This is a genomic window from Hyphomonas adhaerens MHS-3 (genome assembly GCF_000685235.1).
Taxonomy (GTDB): Bacteria; Pseudomonadota; Alphaproteobacteria; order Caulobacterales; family Hyphomonadaceae; genus Hyphomonas; species Hyphomonas adhaerens.
In genome coordinates, this window is record NZ_ARYH01000001.1 from 2047722 (window position 1) to 2067234 (window position 19513).

At 55.6% G+C, this 19513-nt stretch carries 18 protein-coding genes; 13 read left to right on the forward strand and 5 right to left on the reverse strand.

Annotated features, from left to right (window positions below):
- Positions 1-12: 12 nt before the first annotated feature.
- Positions 13-867, reverse strand: coding sequence for a fumarylacetoacetate hydrolase family protein (locus HAD_RS10100; RefSeq protein ID WP_035572070.1), 855 nt, complete (start codon positions 865-867; stop codon positions 13-15).
- Between the two features lie 149 nt (positions 868-1016).
- Between HAD_RS10100 and HAD_RS10105 the strand changes: the two genes are divergently transcribed.
- A complete protein-coding gene (locus HAD_RS10105) occupies positions 1017-1694 on the forward strand; it encodes a GntR family transcriptional regulator (RefSeq protein ID WP_035570840.1) in 678 nt (225 codons plus the stop codon).
- Between the two features lie 14 nt (positions 1695-1708).
- Here the strand turns inward: HAD_RS10105 and HAD_RS10110 are convergent, their stop codons facing one another.
- From HAD_RS10110 to HAD_RS10125, 4 genes are all read right to left on the reverse strand, one after another.
- Positions 1709-2545, reverse strand: a complete 837-nt coding sequence (locus HAD_RS10110; protein ID WP_035570844.1) for an isocitrate lyase/PEP mutase family protein — start codon at positions 2543-2545, stop codon at positions 1709-1711.
- Between the two features lie 85 nt (positions 2546-2630).
- Positions 2631-3587, reverse strand: coding sequence for a LysR family transcriptional regulator (locus HAD_RS10115; protein ID WP_035570846.1), 957 nt, complete (start codon positions 3585-3587; stop codon positions 2631-2633).
- A gap of 82 nt (positions 3588-3669) precedes the next feature.
- A complete protein-coding gene (locus HAD_RS10120; RefSeq protein WP_035570848.1) occupies positions 3670-4608 on the reverse strand; it encodes an SMP-30/gluconolactonase/LRE family protein in 939 nt (312 codons plus the stop codon).
- 232 nt (positions 4609-4840) lie between these two features.
- Positions 4841-7234 (reverse strand): TonB-dependent receptor, encoded by a 2394-nt coding sequence (locus tag HAD_RS10125; RefSeq protein ID WP_156942218.1) that lies wholly within the window; start codon positions 7232-7234, stop codon positions 4841-4843.
- A 227-nt stretch (positions 7235-7461) separates the two neighbouring features.
- Between HAD_RS10125 and HAD_RS10130 the strand changes: the two genes are divergently transcribed.
- The 12 genes from HAD_RS10130 (at position 7462) to HAD_RS10185 (ending at position 19511) form a co-directional block, all read left to right on the forward strand.
- Positions 7462-8358, forward strand: coding sequence for a VOC family protein (locus HAD_RS10130; protein WP_035570852.1), 897 nt, complete (start codon positions 7462-7464; stop codon positions 8356-8358).
- A gap of 32 nt (positions 8359-8390) precedes the next feature.
- A complete protein-coding gene (locus tag HAD_RS10135; protein WP_035570853.1) occupies positions 8391-9272 on the forward strand; it encodes an alpha/beta fold hydrolase in 882 nt (293 codons plus the stop codon).
- A 4-nt stretch (positions 9273-9276) separates the two neighbouring features.
- A complete protein-coding gene (locus HAD_RS10140) occupies positions 9277-9855 on the forward strand; it encodes a flavin reductase family protein (protein WP_051596103.1) in 579 nt (192 codons plus the stop codon).
- Between the two features lie 22 nt (positions 9856-9877).
- Positions 9878-11077 carry an acyl-CoA dehydrogenase family protein gene (locus HAD_RS10145; RefSeq protein WP_035570854.1) on the forward strand — a complete coding sequence of 400 codons (1200 nt, stop codon included), beginning with the start codon at positions 9878-9880 and terminating at the stop codon, positions 11075-11077.
- 149 nt (positions 11078-11226) lie between these two features.
- Complete coding sequence (locus HAD_RS10150) at positions 11227-12021, forward strand: aspartate/glutamate racemase family protein (protein ID WP_035570855.1); 795 nt, start codon at positions 11227-11229, stop codon at positions 12019-12021.
- 8 nt (positions 12022-12029) lie between these two features.
- Positions 12030-13406: an FAD-dependent oxidoreductase gene (locus HAD_RS10155; protein WP_035572074.1), complete on the forward strand. Its 1377-nt coding sequence runs from the start codon at positions 12030-12032 to the stop codon at positions 13404-13406.
- A complete protein-coding gene (locus HAD_RS10160; RefSeq protein ID WP_051596104.1) occupies positions 13403-14179 on the forward strand; it encodes an electron transfer flavoprotein subunit beta/FixA family protein in 777 nt (258 codons plus the stop codon). The genes HAD_RS10155 and HAD_RS10160 overlap by 4 nt, the downstream gene beginning before the upstream one ends.
- Complete coding sequence (locus tag HAD_RS17990) at positions 14176-15159, forward strand: electron transfer flavoprotein subunit alpha/FixB family protein (protein ID WP_051596105.1); 984 nt, start codon at positions 14176-14178, stop codon at positions 15157-15159. The genes HAD_RS10160 and HAD_RS17990 overlap by 4 nt, the downstream gene beginning before the upstream one ends.
- Positions 15156-16637, forward strand: coding sequence for an FAD-dependent tricarballylate dehydrogenase TcuA (gene tcuA, locus HAD_RS10170; protein ID WP_035570857.1), 1482 nt, complete (start codon positions 15156-15158; stop codon positions 16635-16637). The genes HAD_RS17990 and tcuA overlap by 4 nt, the downstream gene beginning before the upstream one ends.
- 25 nt (positions 16638-16662) lie before the next feature.
- A complete protein-coding gene (locus HAD_RS10175; RefSeq protein WP_051596106.1) occupies positions 16663-17271 on the forward strand; it encodes a cysteine hydrolase family protein in 609 nt (202 codons plus the stop codon).
- Positions 17272-17306: 35 nt separating this feature from the next.
- The gene (locus HAD_RS10180) at positions 17307-18740 is read left to right on the forward strand and encodes an FAD-dependent oxidoreductase (RefSeq protein WP_035570859.1); all 1434 of its coding nucleotides are present in this window, start codon (positions 17307-17309) and stop codon (positions 18738-18740) included.
- Positions 18741-19511 (forward strand): SDR family NAD(P)-dependent oxidoreductase, encoded by a 771-nt coding sequence (locus HAD_RS10185; protein ID WP_035570861.1) that lies wholly within the window; start codon positions 18741-18743, stop codon positions 19509-19511.
- Positions 19512-19513: the final 2 nt, after the last annotated feature.

Here is a 19513-nt window from a genome sequence, read left to right on the forward strand (position 1 = left end):
CGATTTCCCCCGTTACTGCTCGTCAGCAATCGTGTTGGACAGGATTCCGATCCCTTCGATTTCCACCTCGCACACGTCGCCTGGCTTCATGAAGACCTGCGGCTTGCGCGCTGCGCCAACGCCTGCCGGCGTTCCTGAGATGATCACATCGCCCGGTACCAGCTCAAAGGCCTCGGAGATCAAGGCAATCAAGGTCGCAACATCGAAGATCATCTGATCCGTCGAAGTGCTCTGCATGACTTCGCCGTTCAATCGGGTTTGCAGGCTCAGTCCGGTCGCGCCAGCTGGAAGTTCGTCTGCGCTTACGAAGACGGGACCAAAGCTGCCAGACCGATCGAAGTTCTTGCCCATCATCCATTGCGCTGACTTGGTCTGGTAGTCGCGGATCGAGCCATCGTTAAAGACGGAATATCCGGCCACGTGGTCGAGCGCGGTTTCTTTTGAAATGTAGCGTCCCGATTTACCGATGATGACGGCCATCTCGCCCTCATAATCGAACTTGTCAGAGATATGTGGGCGGATGATCGGTTGATCGTGTCCGACCCAGGAAGTCGGGTAGCGGTTGAAGAGTACGGGATAGCTCGGAGGCTCGAATTTCGATTCAGCGGCATGGTCGACATAATTGAGGCCAACAGCGATTGCCTTCGCACAATTTATAATTGGGGGAAGGAACTCAATTTCCGAATAGGGAATGCAGGTTTTTGAGGCGGCTGCAGCTGTTGCGACACGCTCAGTGTAATCAGGGCCTGATTGCAAAAGCGCTTCAAGCGTGGCCGGGAGGCCCGCAGCGGTAAGATCTACAACATCGTCTTCGCGCTTTAGGCCGAGACGGGGCCCTTCCGATGCCATGAAGTTCAGCAGCCGCATCATTTCCTCCGGTTCAATTTGAGTAATTCAGTGTTGCCTGAGCATAAATTATATATAATCGAGACCGTCAATATATAAAAAAATAGAAACAATAAGTATTTTGCCCCAAGCTGGATTTCTTAGGGATTTTGGATGTATTAGGTTCACGCATGCAGATGGATTCGAAAAAAACGGTATCGCCTACGGCCGCCACGCAGGTCGAAAACGTGATTCAGCGATTGAAGGACGACATCGTATCGGCGCGCGCCGAACCCGGAGCAAAGCTCAGTATTATGGGGTTGGCTGAAGAGTTTGGTGTAAGCGCTGGCGCCGTGCGCGAAGGCCTCTCTGCATTGCAGGCCGAGGGCCTTGTTTCCGCAGAACCCCGGCGCGGCTTTCGGGTTAGCGGAATTTCCCGCAGTGACCTGTCGGAACTGACAGAAGCTCGCGTGGCCATCGAGACGCTCTGCCTCAGGGAATCCATTAGACGGGGCGGCATCGATTGGGAAAGCAGCTGCCGTCAGACGTTTGACGTCATGCGTGATCTCCAGCAGTCAAATGGTGGCAGCAAAGATAAAACAAAAGCCCATGAAGACTTTCACTCTGCTCTGGTTTCCGGATGTGGCAACCGGTGGCTGTTGAAGGCACAGAGTGCTCTTTATGTACAATCGGAACGGTATCGCCAGCTGACTGCGAAGCTTACTCGTCCGCCCCGGGATATTTTGGGCGAGCATGAGCAGATCCTCCATGCGGCCCTCGCACGCGATGGTGAGAGGGCCGCAGAACTCCTGGCCAGTCATTTGCGTGAAACCGCGCAGACTCTCTTGCAGACCAGTTTCCTGAGCTGAGGCTTGCGCCTGGTTCAGCCAGCGTAACTCGCTTCGAGTCCTTTCCAGAAGTCCATGCCTGTCAGCCGGTTCCGTTCGGGCATGGTCACGATATCGTTGAGAATTTCTTCGCTGTCACCATGCGTCTTGAGGTGAGCGAAGGCCTTCTTCATCGCCATCATCGCCGCGCGCGGTCCCAGATTGGCGTAGAGGACGAGTGCATAGCCCATCTTTGTCAGCTCCGCGCGTGACACAGCGGGTGTCTTTCCGCCTTCAACAATGTTCGCGACCAGAGGACCGTCGACGGCCTTGGCAACTTCAGCCAACTCATCAACTGTTCTCGGAGCTTCAAGGAAAATGACATCCGCGCCGGCTTCACGGTAGAGCTGAGCCCGTTCGATGGCTGTTTCGAGGTCATAGACTGCCCGTGCGTCCGTTCTCGCAATGAGGACCAGATCCGGATCTTGACGTGCATCTGTTGCGGCCTTGATTTTCGCAACCATCTCAGATGCATCAATGACGGATTTGCCATCGAAATGTCCGCACCTCTTGGGGTGAACCTGGTCTTCCAATTGGATCGCAGCTACGCCAGCCCTTTCGAATTCGCGTACGCAGCGAAAAACATTCAGAGCATTGCCGTATCCCGTATCCGCATCGGCAATGACTGGGATGTCAACCGCAGCACAGATCCGCGCAACCTCTCCAACGACATCAGACATGCTGGCCAACCCCAGATCCGGTACACCGAGCGCCCAGTTCGCGATGCCTGCACCGCTTGCGTACACAGTGCTGAATCCGGCGTCCTGCGCGATGCGGGCCGTCAGCGCGTTTGGTGCGCCAGGTGCGAGAATCGTTTCGTCAGAATCCTTCATCAAGGCTCTTAGCCTTGCGCCTGGAGAGTGGGCAGGGATTTTGGGAGGAGACGTGTTCATGGGGAACTCCGGGTTGGTGATGTGACTATTCAGACAAGCTCATTTCTGGTTGGTCTACCTGGCTTTGTCCGGCTATGGCTTTTAGGTTCTTTCTCAACCACTCATGTCCGGCATCATCGTCCTGGTCCGGGCGCCATACCATTATCAGGTCCAGCTTTTCGCAGGGCAGGGGAGGTTCGATGATCTTTATCGGCAGAGTGCTGACAGCAAGGTTTGCGACCTTTCCCGGCACGACACCAACGGCGTCGCTCTCCGCAACGATGCGGGAAAATGTCGAATAACTTGCCGACGTCAGCACGAAATTGGGCAGCAGGCCCTCTTTGTGCCATAGGGCGGCTTCGTGGCTGAAAACAGTTCTTGGAATGGCTGTGTAGCCAACATGGGAGAGTCTTAGAAAGTCCTCCGCGCTAATGCCGTCGTACAGTTTTTCATTCTTCTCGTGAGCGATGCATACATAGTTATCCAGATGAAGGTGTTCAGTTCGCAGACCAACCGTCTGCAAGGAGTTTTGCGGCAGGATGAACATGTCAACATCAGGCAGGCTGCTGCGATTGATGAGCTGTGGTTTTATTTCAACAAAATCGAATTTGAAATGTGGGGCCTCAATCTTGGCGCGCTGTATCAGCTGTGGTCCGTAAAGCTCAGCAACGTAGTCCGCTGTGGCGAGAACAAAATGTCGGTGGGCGGACTGAAGGTCTTCTCGGGCATTGTCCAGCAGGTCGCGCACCTGAAATATGATCTTGCGTATCTCGGGCATCAAATTCTCTGCGCGAGGCGTCGGGTGCATGACATGCCCGTTCCAGACAAACAATTCGTCATCAAACTGACTGCGCAGGCGCTTGAGCGCCATGCTGACAGTTGATTGTGCGAAATTCAGCCTTTGTGCTGCTTCGGAGACGCTACGTGTCATCCACAACTGTTCCATGACGAGGAAAAGGCTGAGGTCGATATTGCGGTAGTTCTGCAGCGACATGTCACTCATCGCCCCACCGCTCCGGAATTTGTTATGCAAGTCTGGATAGGATGAGTAAGCTCTGCTGCAGTGGAAAGAGGTGCCATCATAGTCATTTTTCGCTCCCTGATATTTGTGGATGAATGACTATAACCTCGGCAATTTGATTTCCGGAAACACTTCCGACCCAAATACGATCGTCAACCTCTGCTGCGACACTGGCCATTCCAAAATCGGAGGAGGCAATACTTGCGACTTGTCTTATCGTTCCAACGACCGGGTCGATCCAGGTGATCTCGAATCCTGTTGGGCATTCTGCCTCACCGGCGATACAGGCATGGCCTTCGCCAATGCTGCTGCCTTGTCCGGTTACAAGGATATCTCCGTCACGGCTCCAGCGAAGATTGTCCGGCATGTAGGAGAGCTTTGTGAGGATCTGGGCATCGCCGAGATCTCCATCTGTCTCACCTGCTGGAATACGCATGATTTGATGGCGCGCCCATTCGGCGACAATCAGACTATTGGTCTCCTCTTCCCACAGCAGGCCATTCGGGCCGGACAAGCGTAGCTGTTTGTGGTCCTGCCAACCTGTCGCGGGGAACCAGGTCAGTATCGAGCCTGTGTCTTGCTGCTTTGAAAAGCGCTCAAACGGATCGCCTTCCTGCGGGTTGAACATCTTCGTAACCGCCAGGCCATTCGGGCCAAGTGCCGTGACGGCGTTTGCGAAGACGCCCTGGGGCAGAGCAAGGCATGTATTCTCGGTCAGCGTGATGTTCCCGTCATCTTGCTGGATGTCGAATACAAGGACCGCCTCGACTGGAGCATGCGCAATGACGAGCAAGTGCTCGGTGTCAGATGCAAATGATCCAATAGCAATTCCATGCGGCGCGAGCCTCGCGGGGGTCGTCAGGCCGCAGGAACTCGGTGCGAAGGTTTGCGTCGCCGCTTCCGGCGACCAATACAATACCGTCTCAATCGGTGTTCCCCGTTGCCGGTCGAGGATATAAATGCCTGCACGGTTGTCCGCGGGAGATGTGGAAAGGGCCGACACGAAGACCGGTCCCCCATCCGCGGATTGTACTATGTCTTCCGGCCTGGGAGGACTGTCCAGGTACCTGACCTGAAAATCGCTCTCGGTTCGAGCGCAAGCGTTTGAGGTGAGTACGATAGCAACGAAGACGGCCAGGCGGACAGGTGCGAAAAACCGGTTCAAGAGCCTGTTTTTCTCACCTGTCGCCAAACGCGTCACGGAGTCGTAAAGCGCAATCTCCAACAGGCCGGCCTCAGAATGAATAAGTGGCGCGTGCGAACCACTCCTGAGGGCGACCGACAACGCCTCGGATCATGCCAAGACCAGCAGGTCCGAGGCCGGAGGCATAATACTCCTCGTCGAATAGGTTTGTGACGCCTGCTGTGAATTGAATATTGGAGTTCTCGGGTGCGAACGAAACCTGGGCATTGACCAGTTCCAGTGCGCCCGTAATTCCTTCTGTGTTCAGCGGATTGAAGTAGATCTTGCTGCGATAGCTATAGTCACCGGCCAGGGTGAACTCACCCAGTCCGTGTACGGGAATGCGATATTGCGCAGCGAGGGATGTTGTCCATTCCGGCGCCCCCATCAACTTGCTATCAGCCGTGATCTCATCCGCTTGGGGGCTGACTTCTGTGAACTTGGCGTCGAGGTAGCCCAGGGAAAAACTGACATCCAAATTGTCTGCCGGGACCGCAACAACTTCCATTTCAAAGCCGTTGATCTCCGCTGCAGCAGCATTTTCCAAGCCGATCAGCAATGTGACACCATCATCAGCCAGCGATGAAACGGAGAATTGCAGGTCCTCGTAGTCGTTCATGAAGGCTGCTGCATTGAATCGAAGCCGGCGTGAGAAAAGTTCCGATTTGAGGCCCAACTCATAGGTCCAGACATTCTCCGGATCAAATGGGCCAACCGTATCCAGAGAGGTGGCGCGACCATTAAATCCACCACTTTTGAAGCCCTGGGCGACTGAGCCGTAGAAGAGGACACTGTCAGAATACTGGTAGTTCAGACCAATGCGCGGGGTTAGCGCATCCCAGCTCTCAGTATACGTACCTGGGGCCAGTTCATAAAAGCCAAGGGTGTCACGGAAGGTCGAGAGCGTCGCTTTCTTTTCTTCATAGGTGTAACGCAATCCCCCTGTGACGGACCATTTCTCATTCAAGGTATAGTCGGCCTGGCCATAAGCCGCGTAACTCTCCTGTTTCTGATTTGCGCTGACAATGCGGTCCAGAATGCCGGGAGCCGGCAGCACTGGCAGGTCGCTCAGGATATCCACATTGATGTACTGGTCGGCATCTTCTGTCAGATAGAAAAGCCCACTCGTATAATTGAGTTTGCCGTCCATGGAAGTGCCGCTAAGTCTCAGCTCCTGACTGAACTGCTCCTGACTGATGTCGTCATATTCCGTGAGGATGCTGAAAGGCGTTCCATCAAGGTCACCAAGATTGGCGATTTCGCTGGAGCGGAAGCTGCTGATGGACGATAAGGTTGAGTTGCCGAGCTCCCACTCAGCTGTGCCGGAGATGCCCCAGATATCGACTTCGACGTAGTTATCGCCCGTGGCGTAGGACTCCAACAGGTTATCAGTATCGTACTGATCAACGCCGCCTGGGTCGAGGAGGGTATAGAGAACGGCTGGATCATCCGTGAAGCGACCGGCGTAGCGGTACGGACCCTGTTCGGTGTCGGAACTTGTGTAGTCCCCAGCCAGGTCGAAAGAGAAGGATTCCGTCGGCGTCCAACGAAGGGCAACGCGTGCCGCCTGAGAGTCGGTCCCGCCTTGTGTCTTGCCAGGCTCCAGCACACGCTCGACGTAACCGTCCCGGTTTTGAGTCATGACCGCAATTGAGCCGGCAAGTTTGTCTTTAACAAGCGGACCTGAGAGGAAGCCATAAGCGTCAATACGATTATATTCACCGACCGTAACGGCCGCTTTGCCGCGAGCATCATTCGATGGTTTGCGGGTTACGACATTCACCGCACCGCCCAACGCGTTCTTGCCATAAAGCGTTCCCTGCGGTCCGCGCAGAACCTCTATTCGCTCAACATCGGCCAAATCGAGGAGATTGCCGGTCGTGCGGGCGAGATAAACGCCATCAAGGTATACCCCCACGCCAGGATCGGTCGTGACGATGTAATCAAACTGGCCGATTCCCCGGATAAACAATTGCCCGGAATCTGAAACGGAAAACGCGCCCGGGTACGCGGCAACATTCGGCGAAAATCGCGCAACGTCATCGAGCTGTTCTGCAGCGCGTAGTTCCAGATCGTTTGCGTTGAAAGCCGTGACCGCAACCGGCGCATTCTGCAGGTTTTCTTCTACTCGTCTAGCGGTAACGGTGACCGTATCGAGTTGGCGTGAGGTATCCGGCGCATTCGTGGCAACCGCTTCATCAGCTTGTTGCGCGAAGGCTTGAGACGCAATCGGCGATGCGATCGAAAAAAGTGCTGATGTTACCAGTATTCGTGTTTTCATACGTGAGCGGCATGCCGACTCATTACGTGTGACCCCGTTGAGCATACTTTCCTCCCTGATTCGGCACCATGAGTGGCGCGCTTGATTTTGTTTCTTTCCTGAAATCGAATTCATGATTTCAGGATCGGATTTCGATCCGTGGCAAATCTTGGCGTCAAACTCCAAGCCCCACAAATTGCATGATTGAAAAGCCGATATCGTCGTTCTTGATGGGTAGCGGATTTCTGACCACGCTCGCTTAGGTCTGTATTTGCTATCACGCTTCTTGATATTAGGGTTCAGCAAATATTGTTTGCCGACCGCGCCTACTTTTCTCACCCTTGGATCAACAAAAAAACGCGCCAGCGAAGTGGCTGTGACGTGAAAACGATAATTTGATCAGGGAGGTGAATATGCCGGAAGTTTCCAGTCTTGGTTATGTTGTAATCAATTCAGAAAAGCTCGACGACTGGCGGAAGTTCTCAACCGAAATACTCGGTATGCAGATCGGCGAAGATACAGATTCCTACGTGTCATTCCGAATGGACGAGCTTGCACATCGTTTGATCGTTCAGCGGGGCGATGAGGAAGACTTGTCGGCGATTGGCTGGGCGTTGAAGTCAGAAGGTGAACTGGACGCATACGTCGCACAACTTCGTGCGCGTGGATGTGATGTTCAGGAGGCAGAAGAAGAACTGCTTGCGGTGCGCAAGGTCGAAAAGCTCTATCGCTGCGCTGATCCGAATGGATTTCGCCATGAGTTTTACTACGGTCCCCGGATTCTGTCTCTCATGGATCCGTTCAAGTCACCAAGTCTGGTCGGTCCAGGCTTCGTGACCGGAGATCTGGGCTTCGGTCACGTGCTGCCTGTCGCGCGCGACTATGCTGAATCCCGGCAGTTCTACGTCGACGTGATTGGTTTGAAGGTCAGCGACTACATCCGTCAGGAGATCGAGCCAGGGAAGGTTGCGGATGCTGTCTTCTTCCATACCGCGACCGGCAGGCATCACTCGTTGGCCACGGGACAGTTTCCATCAGAGAAGATCCTAAATCACTTCATGGTCGAGGTCGCTGACATGAATGATGTCGGTTTGGCTTACGACAGGGCCAGCGCCGCCGACATCCCGATCATACTCGATCTCGGACATCACCCCAACGATCAGATGTTCTCATTTTACATGGTCTCGCCTAGCGGATTTGGCGTCGAAATGGGGCATGGCGGCCTCGTGATCGACGAACAGAGCTGGCAGGTCGTCGAGTACAACAAAATGAGTGATTGGGGCCACCGGCGCCTCCGGAACTCGGCTTGAAACATTTTCTTCGGAAACAAGGATAAGTGAACATGTCTCTTTGGTTAGACTTTCTCAGCGCGAGCATTAGGTATGTTGATTTGCCGACAATGGGCAAAACCCGGATCGCCGAGGCTGGCGTCGGGAACCCTGAAACTCTCATTCTTATGCATGGTGTCGGGGGGCACATCGAAGCGTATGCAAAGAATGTCGTTGAGCTTGGCAAGACTTACCACATCGTAGCTTTTGATTTCGTCGGACACGGATATTCCGAGAAGAAAACAGATATTGAGTACGCGATCGATGACTATGTCGAACAGCTCCGGGAGTTGTTGGATTCCCTTGGCGTAACGTCGGCGCATATATCCGGGGAATCGCTCGGTGGCATGGTCGCGGGTACATTTGCAGTAAAGTATCCCCAATATACCAAGACGCTCATTCTCAACACCGCTGGCGGAATACCCATTGTAAGCGAGAAAGGCCATCAGGACGTTGCCGACCTGGCGAGCCTCAGCAAAAGTACGATGGGCAAGGCCCCGACTTTCGAGTCAGTTCGTGACCGTATGCGCTGGCTCTTCTACAAAGGGAACTGGGGGCAAATCTCCGATGAATTGGTTGAGACACGCCTCAAGATCTATAGCAGTGAGGGATATCAAAAAACCGCTCCATTGATCTTTGAACGTGTCGCGAGGGTCGCGGCCGGCAAGAGCGGCTTTCCCATGCTGGAGTTGGAGAAGATTGCATGCCCGGCATTGATGCTGTGGACCTTGCACAATCCCATTCACGATGTGGCGGCCGCCGAGGCGGCTCTCCCGCGCCTGCAAAATGGTCAGCTCTATGTGATGAAGACACCGGCAGGGCACTGGCCACAATATGAAGACAGCGTGGAATTCAACGCTGTTGTGTCCCGATTTATAGATACAGGGAAGGCTTGATGTGATGGCATCCGAACACAAGCCCGATGGACTGTGTAAGCCAGCGAGAGCCGCGTCGATCCAGCAGGCGTGCGCGTCGGTCTCCGCAGATCTGAGCAGCAAGTTCTGCTCTGCAATGCGGAACTTCGCTGGGGCATGTTGTGTTATCGCAACTGCCGATGGCGCGGAATATTCCGGGCTAACAGCGACTGCGGTCTGTTCGGTGACGGCAGACCCGCCCCGGCTCCTCGTTGTCGTGAACCATAATGTATTCGCTCACGACATCATCAAGAAGAGCTCTGTACTGTCGATCAACGTTCTGACTGAGGCGCAACGGGACCTGGCTTTGCGGTTTTCTGGCCAGGACGGGAGCAATCCAAATGAACGTTTCGAAGGTGGTGAATGGGACCTGGAACCGGGCGAAGCACCTCGGCTCAGGTCCTGTCTTGCCAGCTTCCGGGGCAATGTCAGCCATACAATAACTGAAAGCACTCACACGCTTTTTCTCATTGATGTCACTGATATCCGAAAAGACGAGACTTCCCGCGCTCCGCTTATCTACTTCGATCGGAAGTTTGCCACCCTCACCACAGCAAAACAATAAATGAACATCGGGAGATTAGAAAATGCCAGCACTTGAGACGGTCAAAAGTGGCGCAACCGCAATACCGAGCTCGCGTGAGCTTGTTGAAAGGGCGCAAGCGCTCATTCCAATGTTGAAAGAAAAGGCCGATCAGGTCGAAAAAGACCGGAAAGTCTCTTCAGAGACTATCCAGGCTTTCGTCGATGCCGGTTTCTTCAAGATCCTGCAGCCTCCGCGTTGGGGTGGTTATGGCATGAACCCGATTGTATTTTTCCGGGTGCTGAACGAGCTGGGGCGGGGGTGCCCTGCAAGTGCATGGAACATGATGATCCTGGGCGTGCACCAGTGGGAATTTGGTGTCATGAATGCGCAAGCGGGTGAAGATGTGTGGGGCCAGGATGATACGGTCATTGTCGCGTCATCCTATCCTCCCGTAGGGAAGCTCACCAAGGTGGAGGGCGGGTACCGCCTGTCGGGACGCTACCCGACATCCAGCGGTACAGATCATGGCAAATGGGCCTTCGTGGGTGCGCTCGAGCGCAACGAAGAAGGTGTGCCAGTCAACCGAATTGCTTTGCTTGTCTCGCATGACGATTACGACGTCATCGATGACTGGCACGTGTTCGGCCTGGCAGGAACTGGCAGCAAGAGTTTGATGGTGAATGACGCTTTCATACCGGATCACCGTACTCACAGTATGATTGAATATCATCCGAATAAGGAATTCGGCCCGAGTTACGCCATTCCTTTCATGACCGTTTTCTATTCGGCCGTTTCAGCCGTGATTATCGGCTTCGCCCAGGGCGCCATCGATGTCTATATCGAGCATATGAAAGTGCGGAAGAATACCGGAACCGGAGACGCTGCAGCACTTAGCCCCTATGTGAAAGACCGTCTGGGGAATGCTGTTGGACTCGTGCGTTCGTGTAAGGCGCGCATGGAATTCATGATGGCTGAGGTGATGGAGAAGCTTGAGAACGGAGAGCGGATCAGCAAGGAAGAGCGTGCGCACTATCTGCTCGACACCGCAAGAGTCGGCCGGGAATGTGAGGAGGCGGTGATGCTGCTGTTCAAGCCTATGGGGGCGCGTGGCATCTACCTTTCCAATCCGATGCAACGCTTCCTGCGGGACACAATCGCAGGCGCCAACCATATTACCCAAAACGCCGATGATACAGCTGGTTTGGTAGGTGGATATCTGCTCGGGCAGGAGCTTCCGGATCTGATGTTCGGTAAGGACTAGATTCGATAACGCTTCGAATAAGCGAGCCCCCGTTTGGTCGCCGAGACCCTTAATTCGGTCCGGACTGGTGACCCGCCCTTGATCGCGCAACTTGCATCCTCCCAAGGCGATCAAGGGCGACCTTCCATACCTCAGCATAGTGAGTAAGTATGAGTATACGCATTTGGCACCAAAGCTTTACGGTCCTCGGTGAGCTTACACCCTATCGACAGGCTCTCGAGGAACATTTTCGAACGGTCTCACGTGCGGACACAGAGATCGTCATGCATGGAATGCGGCCACGGACATATCGTTCAAACTATCCGGGTGACGATATCAAGTATTGTGCCTTTCAGTACCTGCACGGTTTGCAGTTTATGCAGGCCGCGCGTGCCGCCGAAAAGGGTGGGTTTGACGCCTTCGCCTTGAGTACGTTGCCTGAGCCTGCACTGAGGGAGATCCAGACATTGGTGGAGATTCCGGTGGTAGGTTATCTGGAGGCTGCACTGGAAAGCGCGAGCAAAGCGGGCAGCAAGATCGGCGTTCTGGTCTTTATTAGTGAGCTGGCGGAACTCACCGCAGCGAATATCCGTCAGCATGGATATGAGAATAATTTTGTTGTCGCCAGCCATGTAGGCTTCACGTTCCACGACGTTCTGCCAGCCTTTGATGATCCTGAACCATTGCTGGAGAGATTCTTTGCCTCCGCGCGCAAGATGATCAAGACAGGTGCCGACGTTATTATCCCGGGCGAAGCACCGCTGAATGTGATTCTCGCGCGCAACGGCATCAGTGAAGTGGATGGTGTACCAATCATCGATTCACTTGCGGCCTGGATCCAGCGTGCCGAGCGGTTGGTGGACGCCCATCGTGATGGTCAATCCATGCAACCCGGTGGTTACTTCTCTACCAGACCGCCGAAGGACCGTATCGACGAACTCTTCCGCTTCTACGGGTTGAGCTAGGCATGGTCATGGCACGTGAGAGTGAAATTGTTGTTGTCGGCGGTGGAGCGGCTGGCTTTTGCGCTGCATTGCGTGCGGTGGAACATGGTTTCTCGGTCATCGTTCTGGAGAAGACAGATGAGATTGGTGGCTCATCAGCCAAAAGTGGCGGTTGCCTTGCATTTGCCGGGACGGATATTCAGAAGGCTAATAACATCGATGATGGTCCGGAGCTTCTGGAGCGTGATCTGATTGAGGTCGGCAAGGGGGCAAATGATCCCGATCTTGTTCGCGCTTACGTGGATGCGCAACACGATACTTATGAATGGCTGAAATCTGCGGGCGTAACTTTCAGTCCGGTCGTGGAGGCTGCTTCCGGACAATCCGCCAAACGCGCCCATAATGTGGACCCGGCCGATATGGTTCGGGTACTGCGTAATCGTGCAGTTGAGACCGGAAAGTGCGAAGTCGTGTTCAATACACGGGCTGGACGCCTTGTCGTGGACGACACAACAGGACGTGTCGCTGGCGTGGTTACTGATGATGGTCTTGAGTATTTGGCCAGCAGGGCCGTGTTGCTCGCCAGTGGAGGCTTTGCATGGGATGCAGGTCTCCTGAAGACGTTCTCACCTGCGTATGAACATGCACTGATTGTCAGTGGCAAGGGCAATGAGGGCGACGGTCTTCGCATGGCTTGGAAGCTGGGCGCGGATCTGCGCGATATGGCCTACATCAAGGGTACATTCGGCAAGCATCCGTTTGATGAAACCAATGATCATAGTCTTCAGGCGGTTTACAAGGGCGCCATCGCTGTGAATGAAAAAGGCAACCGGTTCGTCGATGAGTCAATCTCCTACAAGCTGCTTGGAGATGCCGTCATGGCCCAGTCGAACCATGTCAGTTATCAGATTCTTGATCAGGCGATTTTCGACACGGGTGACAATCGGGTCCGGATCATGGATTTCGAGCGGCGTTTGGAAGAAGGTCTGTTCTACGTTGCCGACAGCCTCGAGGGGTTGGCGGCGCAGCTCGAAATCGATCCATCCGTACTGAAAGCCACGATTGATCGCTACAATAGTGATGTCGCCGCTGGCCAGGACAAAGCGTTCGGGCGCAGCAACTTGGTGCATCATCATGGGGCTCTTCGACCGATCGAGACACCGCCTTTCTATGCCTATCCGTCCACGGCGGTGGTATTTGGTACCTATTGCGGATTGCGTATTGATCCGTCGACACGTGTGATCGATGTCTTTGGTGAACCTATTCCGGGGCTTTATGCCGTTGGCGAAGTGACGGGAGGCTTTCACGGAGCCGCCTATATGACTGGTTCCGCGTTGGGTAAGGCGGTGGTTTTTGGGAGAATTTTTGCAGATCGACTTACTGCGGACGAAGGAAGTCGCGCATGAAGATCATCGTCTTCCTGGCAGCTATACTGGATCCGAAATGGATGCTCTCCCTCGATCCTTCAGGGGCACTGCCGTCGCGTGATCCGCAAAAGCTGGCCTTAAGCCCATTTGATGAGGCGGCGCTGGAACTGGCTTTGCGTCTGCGCGAAGGGGGTAACACACAGGCGTACGTGCTTGAGGCCTACCTTATCGGCGAGGAGTCTTCGCGGCTTGCGCGCAAAGTTGCTGCCTACAAGCCGGACCGGATCGAAACTGTATCAGTCGGGACCGGAGGTCTGGCGGATCGGGCACATGTGGCGCGTGTGCTCGCAGAGCGGGTCGCTGCGGATGGCGAACCGGCTGATGTGATCTTGATCGGCAGAGAGTTTGGCGACTGCGATGATGGTGCTGTGCCGGCAATGTTGGCGCGTATACTGGGGAATAGATATGTTGGCCTGATCCACTCTCTTGAAGTCGGTGGGCAGAGTATTCAGCTCCAGCGTCGCCGTGATGGCGTTGTGGAAAGTATCCAGCTCGATCGCCAGATCGTCGCCAGCGTAACCAATGACAAGAGCAATCGGCTGCGGCATCCGCTGATGAAGAACGCAATGCAGGCGCGCACGGCCGAAATAGGACATCACGCCGATCCTGGGCGCGCGTCGATGCCGGTCGCACGAAAAGTCAGTGCCCTGCGCCAGAGCAGACCAGAGGGCCAATGCCGCATTCTGACCGGCGACATCGCGGCGCAGACACAGGAGCTCGCTGAGATTTTACGCATAGGCGCGGCAACATGAGCCGCGCGACACCTATTCTGCTGGCCGTCTGCCTGCCTGGTGCGACAGATGCATTAGCGGCAAGTCTTGCGTTCGCTAAAGCGCAGGAGCTGGAGCTTTGGGCATTGGCGTGCGGTCCAGAAGCTGGTGAGCTGGCTGAACATGCGGTGGAAATGGGCGTGAGCCGTGCTTTTGCGGTCACGGAGAATGTCAGTGCGGCGAGTGATCCAGAACAGCTCGCATCGCTCTGCAGCCAATGCTTGCATCAGGTTTGCGATACATCCGGTGGAAATTCGTATATCTGCGTCTTCAGCGCCGATCCTTCAGGTGATGTTATTGCCGCCATGGTGAGCGTCGATCTCGCCTTTGAATGCGCGGGGCGAGTGCTCACCCTTGAAAGGGATGAGAGCGGCTTCTGGCTGGGCCGCGGCGCCTATGGCGGGCGGCTGCAGCTGGAAACACAGCTGGGCGGTGGCAGCTGTACTTGCGTGGTTCAATCCCCGAAAGGCGACCACCCTGCACTTGGTCCGTCCACCGCGAGAGTCGAGACGATCGATGTCTCGTTACCTGAGGTAGAGCCTCTGACGGTTACGACCGTGCCAGTGGATGAGGAAGGCTTCGATCTGCATTCCGCCAAATTGGTCCTTTCCGGCGGACGAGGTCTCAATGAGCAGGGGTTTGCCTATCTGGCACAACTCGCGCATGCTTTAGATCATGCTGCGGTGGGGGCGAGTCTGCCGGCGGTCGATCTGGGGCTCGCGCCAGTCTCCTGGCAGGTCGGGCAATCCGGCAAGTTCGTCTCACCCGATGTGTACTTTGCAATTGGCATATCGGGCACGCCGCAACATCTTGCCGGCGTCTCGAAAGAGTCCCGAATTATCGCGATAAATTCGGATCCGGATGCAACGATCTTCAGTGTTGCGGAGATTGGGGTCATTGCGGATTGGAAAGAGGTGTTGCCGCGTCTGGTGACCGCCGTGTCGCAGGAAGTACCACAATGAGTCGCCCGGATGTCCTCATCGTGGGTAGCGGAAATGCGGCCATGTGCGCAGCGATAGCTGCCGCGGAACATGGTGCGTCCGTACTGGTTGTCGATTGGGCGCCGAAGCATCAGCGGGGCGGCAACAGTGCTTTCACAGGCGGAGCATTTCGGGTGGCGTATGAAGGCGCCAGCGATATCAGGAAGATCGTGCCTGATCTTGGCGATGAAGAAATCGCGACCTCCGATTTCGGGTCATATTCCGAGGAAAAGTACTTCGGCGATCTGATCGAAATGTCGTCCTATCACACAGACGCGGATCTGGCCGACACGCTCACGCGCGAGAGCCTGCCAACATTGCTCTGGCTGGTTTCCCACGGGGTTCGGTTCATTCCTATCTATGGACGTCAATCGTTCGTGGTCGACGGGATTCGAACCTACTGGGGTGGTCTGACGGTTGAAGTGTCAGGTGGCGGCCTCGGGCTTGTCGATACGCAACACGAAATTGCCGACAAAGCCGGTATTCGGTTTCTCTATGGCCACCGCGTGGTCGGCCTCACCGAAAGAGCGGGACAAGTCACGGGCGTTATAACGCGGACGCCCCGTGGGACCGAACAGATCGAGGCGCGGAGTGTGATCCTCGCGGCTGGAGGGTTCCACGCAAATTCCGAATGGCGTGCACGTTACCTTGGCCGCAATTGGGATCTGGCGAAGGTTCGCGGGTGCAGGTTCAATATGGGCGATGGCATCCGTATGGCGCTTGATATGGGGGCTGCACCGGCTGGTCATTGGAGCGGTTGTCATTCCGTGGCCTATGATGCGAATGCACCCGAATTTGGTGAGATCAGTCTGCTAAACCAGCAGAAGAACAGCTTTCCGTTCGGCATTATCGTGAATGCGCGTGGTGAACGTTTCTTTGACGAAGGTGCGAACTTTCGGAATTACACCTACGCCAATCTTGGGCGGGCCATACTCTCCCAGCCCGATGCGCTGGCCTGGCAAATATTTGATGACCAGTCATTCCATCTTGTGACGGACGAATACCGGATGAAGCAAATGAGTTGGGTGCAGGCCGATACGCTGGAAGCACTCGCGCACAAGCTGGACGGCGTCGACGCAGACGGCTTCCTGTCTTACGTCCAGGCCTATAATGACGCCGTCGAAACCGGCACGCCGTTCAATCCCGCAGTGCTGGATGGGCGCAGAGCCCGGATCGGGCCAGTGGAAAAATCGAACTGGGCGCTGCAACTCAGCAAACCACCCTACCGCGCCTTCAAAGTCACGTGTGGCATCACGTTCACCTATGGCGGCGTGCGCACCGATAGCGATTCGCGTGTCCTGGCCCAGTCTGGCGACGAGATCGCCGGGCTCTATGCCGCCGGCGAAATGCAGGGGGGGCTTTATTTCGAGAAATATCCAGGCGGGGCAGGGCTGATGTCCGGCTCTGTCTTCGGCGCACGTGCGGGCCGGCATGCCGCCGCTTTCGCCCTGGAAACCTAGCTCTATTCATTTGAAAGGAACAACGATGTCAGACATCACGCCCTCAACCAGCGCACTTCTCCTGCTCGATCTGCAGAACGAAATGGTCGATCCCAAAGGCAAGGTCGGTGCGCACGGCCTGGCCGGCATCGTCGCCGAGGCAGGCGTTCTTGAGCATGCCTCCAGCGCTCTGAAAGCCGCACGAACGTGCGGCATGACGGTGGCCCATGTGCGCCTCGGTTTCCGCCCCGACCATGCCGATTGTCTGAGTGTGGCTGCGCGCATTGATGCGCTGAAGAAGAACAAGGCCGCCATTCTCGGGGAGTGGGGTACGGAGTTTCCCGATGTCGTGAAGCCCGCTGATGATGAGGTGATCTTTACCAAGCAGTGCGTGAATCCCTTCTTCAATACCGGTCTGATGACGTGGTTGATGCAGCGCGGGATCAAGTCACTCTATCTCTCGGGTGTGGCAACCAATCTGGTGGTGGAGGCCACCGCGCGGGCTGGCGATGATGCGGGCTTCGCAATTAACGTGCTTGGTGATGCCTGTGCGTCGCCCAATGCAGAATGGCACGCCTTTGCCGTGGAAAAGATGTTGCCTGTGTTCGGATCGGTGATGACGACAAACGATTTCGTTGAAGCTTGTCGGGCTTAGATGGCCAGCAAACATCACAAGCCAGGGAGAGCATCATGAAACAGATAGTCGTTGTCGGGAGTGGGATTGCTGGCTTGTCAGCGGCACTCAGTGCAGCTGAGGCTGGCGCATCAGTCACCATTATTGAGCGCGCACAAGAAGGAGAGCATGGCGGCAATACTCGCTACACTGAAGCATATCTGCGCATGAAGAGTCTGGACGAACCGGCTGACGACTTTATCGATCATCTTGCTGAGAATGCCGGCGGTTATATCGATGCATCATTCATAAAGGAAATGTCCGGCGATCCGGACGGCTGGAGCCAGCTTGCCAAATCGCTCAGCATGGCCGATCCGCAGATGATTTCCGCATTACATGATGCGGCCGGACCGACCATTCGCTGGTTGGAAAAAGCGGGCATTAAATTCGACTTCCTGCCCACGGCCTTTCTGACCACGACGACCACGCGTCTGCTTCCCGTGGGCGGTGGCCTCGCCATGGTCGAAACTCTGACTGAGAAGTGCAAGCAGGCCGGAGTTGAATTCTGCTTCGAAACCACGGCAGAAAAATTGGTTACCAGTCCGACGGGGCAGGTATCAGGTTTGCTCGCGCGCAAGAAGGGAGGCGCGCTGGAGCAGATCGCGGCGGACGCGATCGTGCTGGCTAGTGGCGGGTTTGAAGGAAATGCCGAGATGCAGACTCAGTATCTTGGCCAATCTTCCATCAATCTGCGCCCTGTCGCCCGCGGGGGATATTACAACAAGGGCGAAGGCATACGGATGGCACTGGAAATCGGCGCCGCGCCGAACGGAGATTTTGGTAGCTATCATGCTGAACCGATCGATCCGCGGTCCGGCGCTGCTGAACCGGCAGTGTTCATTTTTCCCTATGGCATTCTGGTAAACAAGGCTGGAGAACGTTTCACGGACGAGGCCCCCGGCACGGTGGATGCGCACTATGAGTCTGTCACACGTGAGATTCACAAACAGCGTGACGGGATTGCCTATCTGATCCTGGATGCAGGAATCGAGGATGTTCCAAACTGGCAGACGGGACTACGCACGGACCAGCCCGCCATCGAGGCGGGCACGATTGCAGAGCTCGCCGACTTGATAAAGATTGATGCCCAAAATCTGGAGGCCACCGTTGATGCCTACAATGCGAGCTGCCAGCCTGGTGAGTTCAAACCACTGGAAACCGATGGTCTGGCCACGCATGGTGTCGGGATTCGAAAGTCCAATTGGGCGCGGCCACTCGAAAGAGCTCCGTTCAAGGCTTATCCCATCATCTCAGCAAACGTCTTTACATTTGGTGGCCTGAAGATCGACCAGCATGCACGTGTCCTCAGCCAGAATGGCGAACCGATCAACGGGCTCTATGCTGCCGGCGAAACAATGGGAATCTATTATCGCGTTTACACCGGTTCGACATCGGTTCTGCGCGGTGCAGTGTTCGGCAGGCTCGCGGCCCTTCATGCAACGGGGGCTTAGATGGCCTACCCGCCTCCCAGGGAGCAAGTGGTCCTGATCACAGGGGCCAGAGGTGTGATCGGCTCGGCAGTTGTGCGACGTCTGGCGCGTATGGGCTATTCGCTTGTGCTGGCTGACCGGGAGGAACCGGGCTTCAGTCCGGAGGAACTTGCCGGGGCAGGAAACGTCACATGCGAAAGGCTTGATGTATCTGATCGCGACGCAGTCTTCGAACTGGTCGCGCAGACCATGAAGCGGCACGGACGAATTGACTGTCTCGTTACCGTGGCGGGCGTGACGTCTGTGGGCGGGTTTGAGACCATCACGGAGGCGGAGTATAGGCGTGTTCTGTCCATCAATCTGGACGGCGTCTTCTTCTCGAATCAGGCCGTGATGGCGCCGATGAAAGCGCAAGGCTTCGGGCGGATCGTCAATATCGGCTCCATTCTGGCCAAGAATGGAGGTAATGCGAGGCCCTGGCTGGACCCTCATGAGCAAGCCGGGTCAGCCAATGCCGTTTATGGTGCATCCAAGGCGGCAGTGCACAGCCTGACGCTCTATGCAGCAAAGGAGCTCGCCTCCCATGGTGCGACAGCCAACGTCGTCGCACCGGGACCAATTCAATCTCCCATGACGGTGAATTTCCCGGAAGCCTTGCGAGCAACCATTCCAGTGGGGCGGCTGGGCCTGGCTGACGAAGTGGCCGGCACGGTAGCGTTCCTGCTTGGTGCTGATGCGGGCTTTATCACCGGTGAGATCATTGATGTGAATGGCGGGGCTTGGCCGGATTAAGC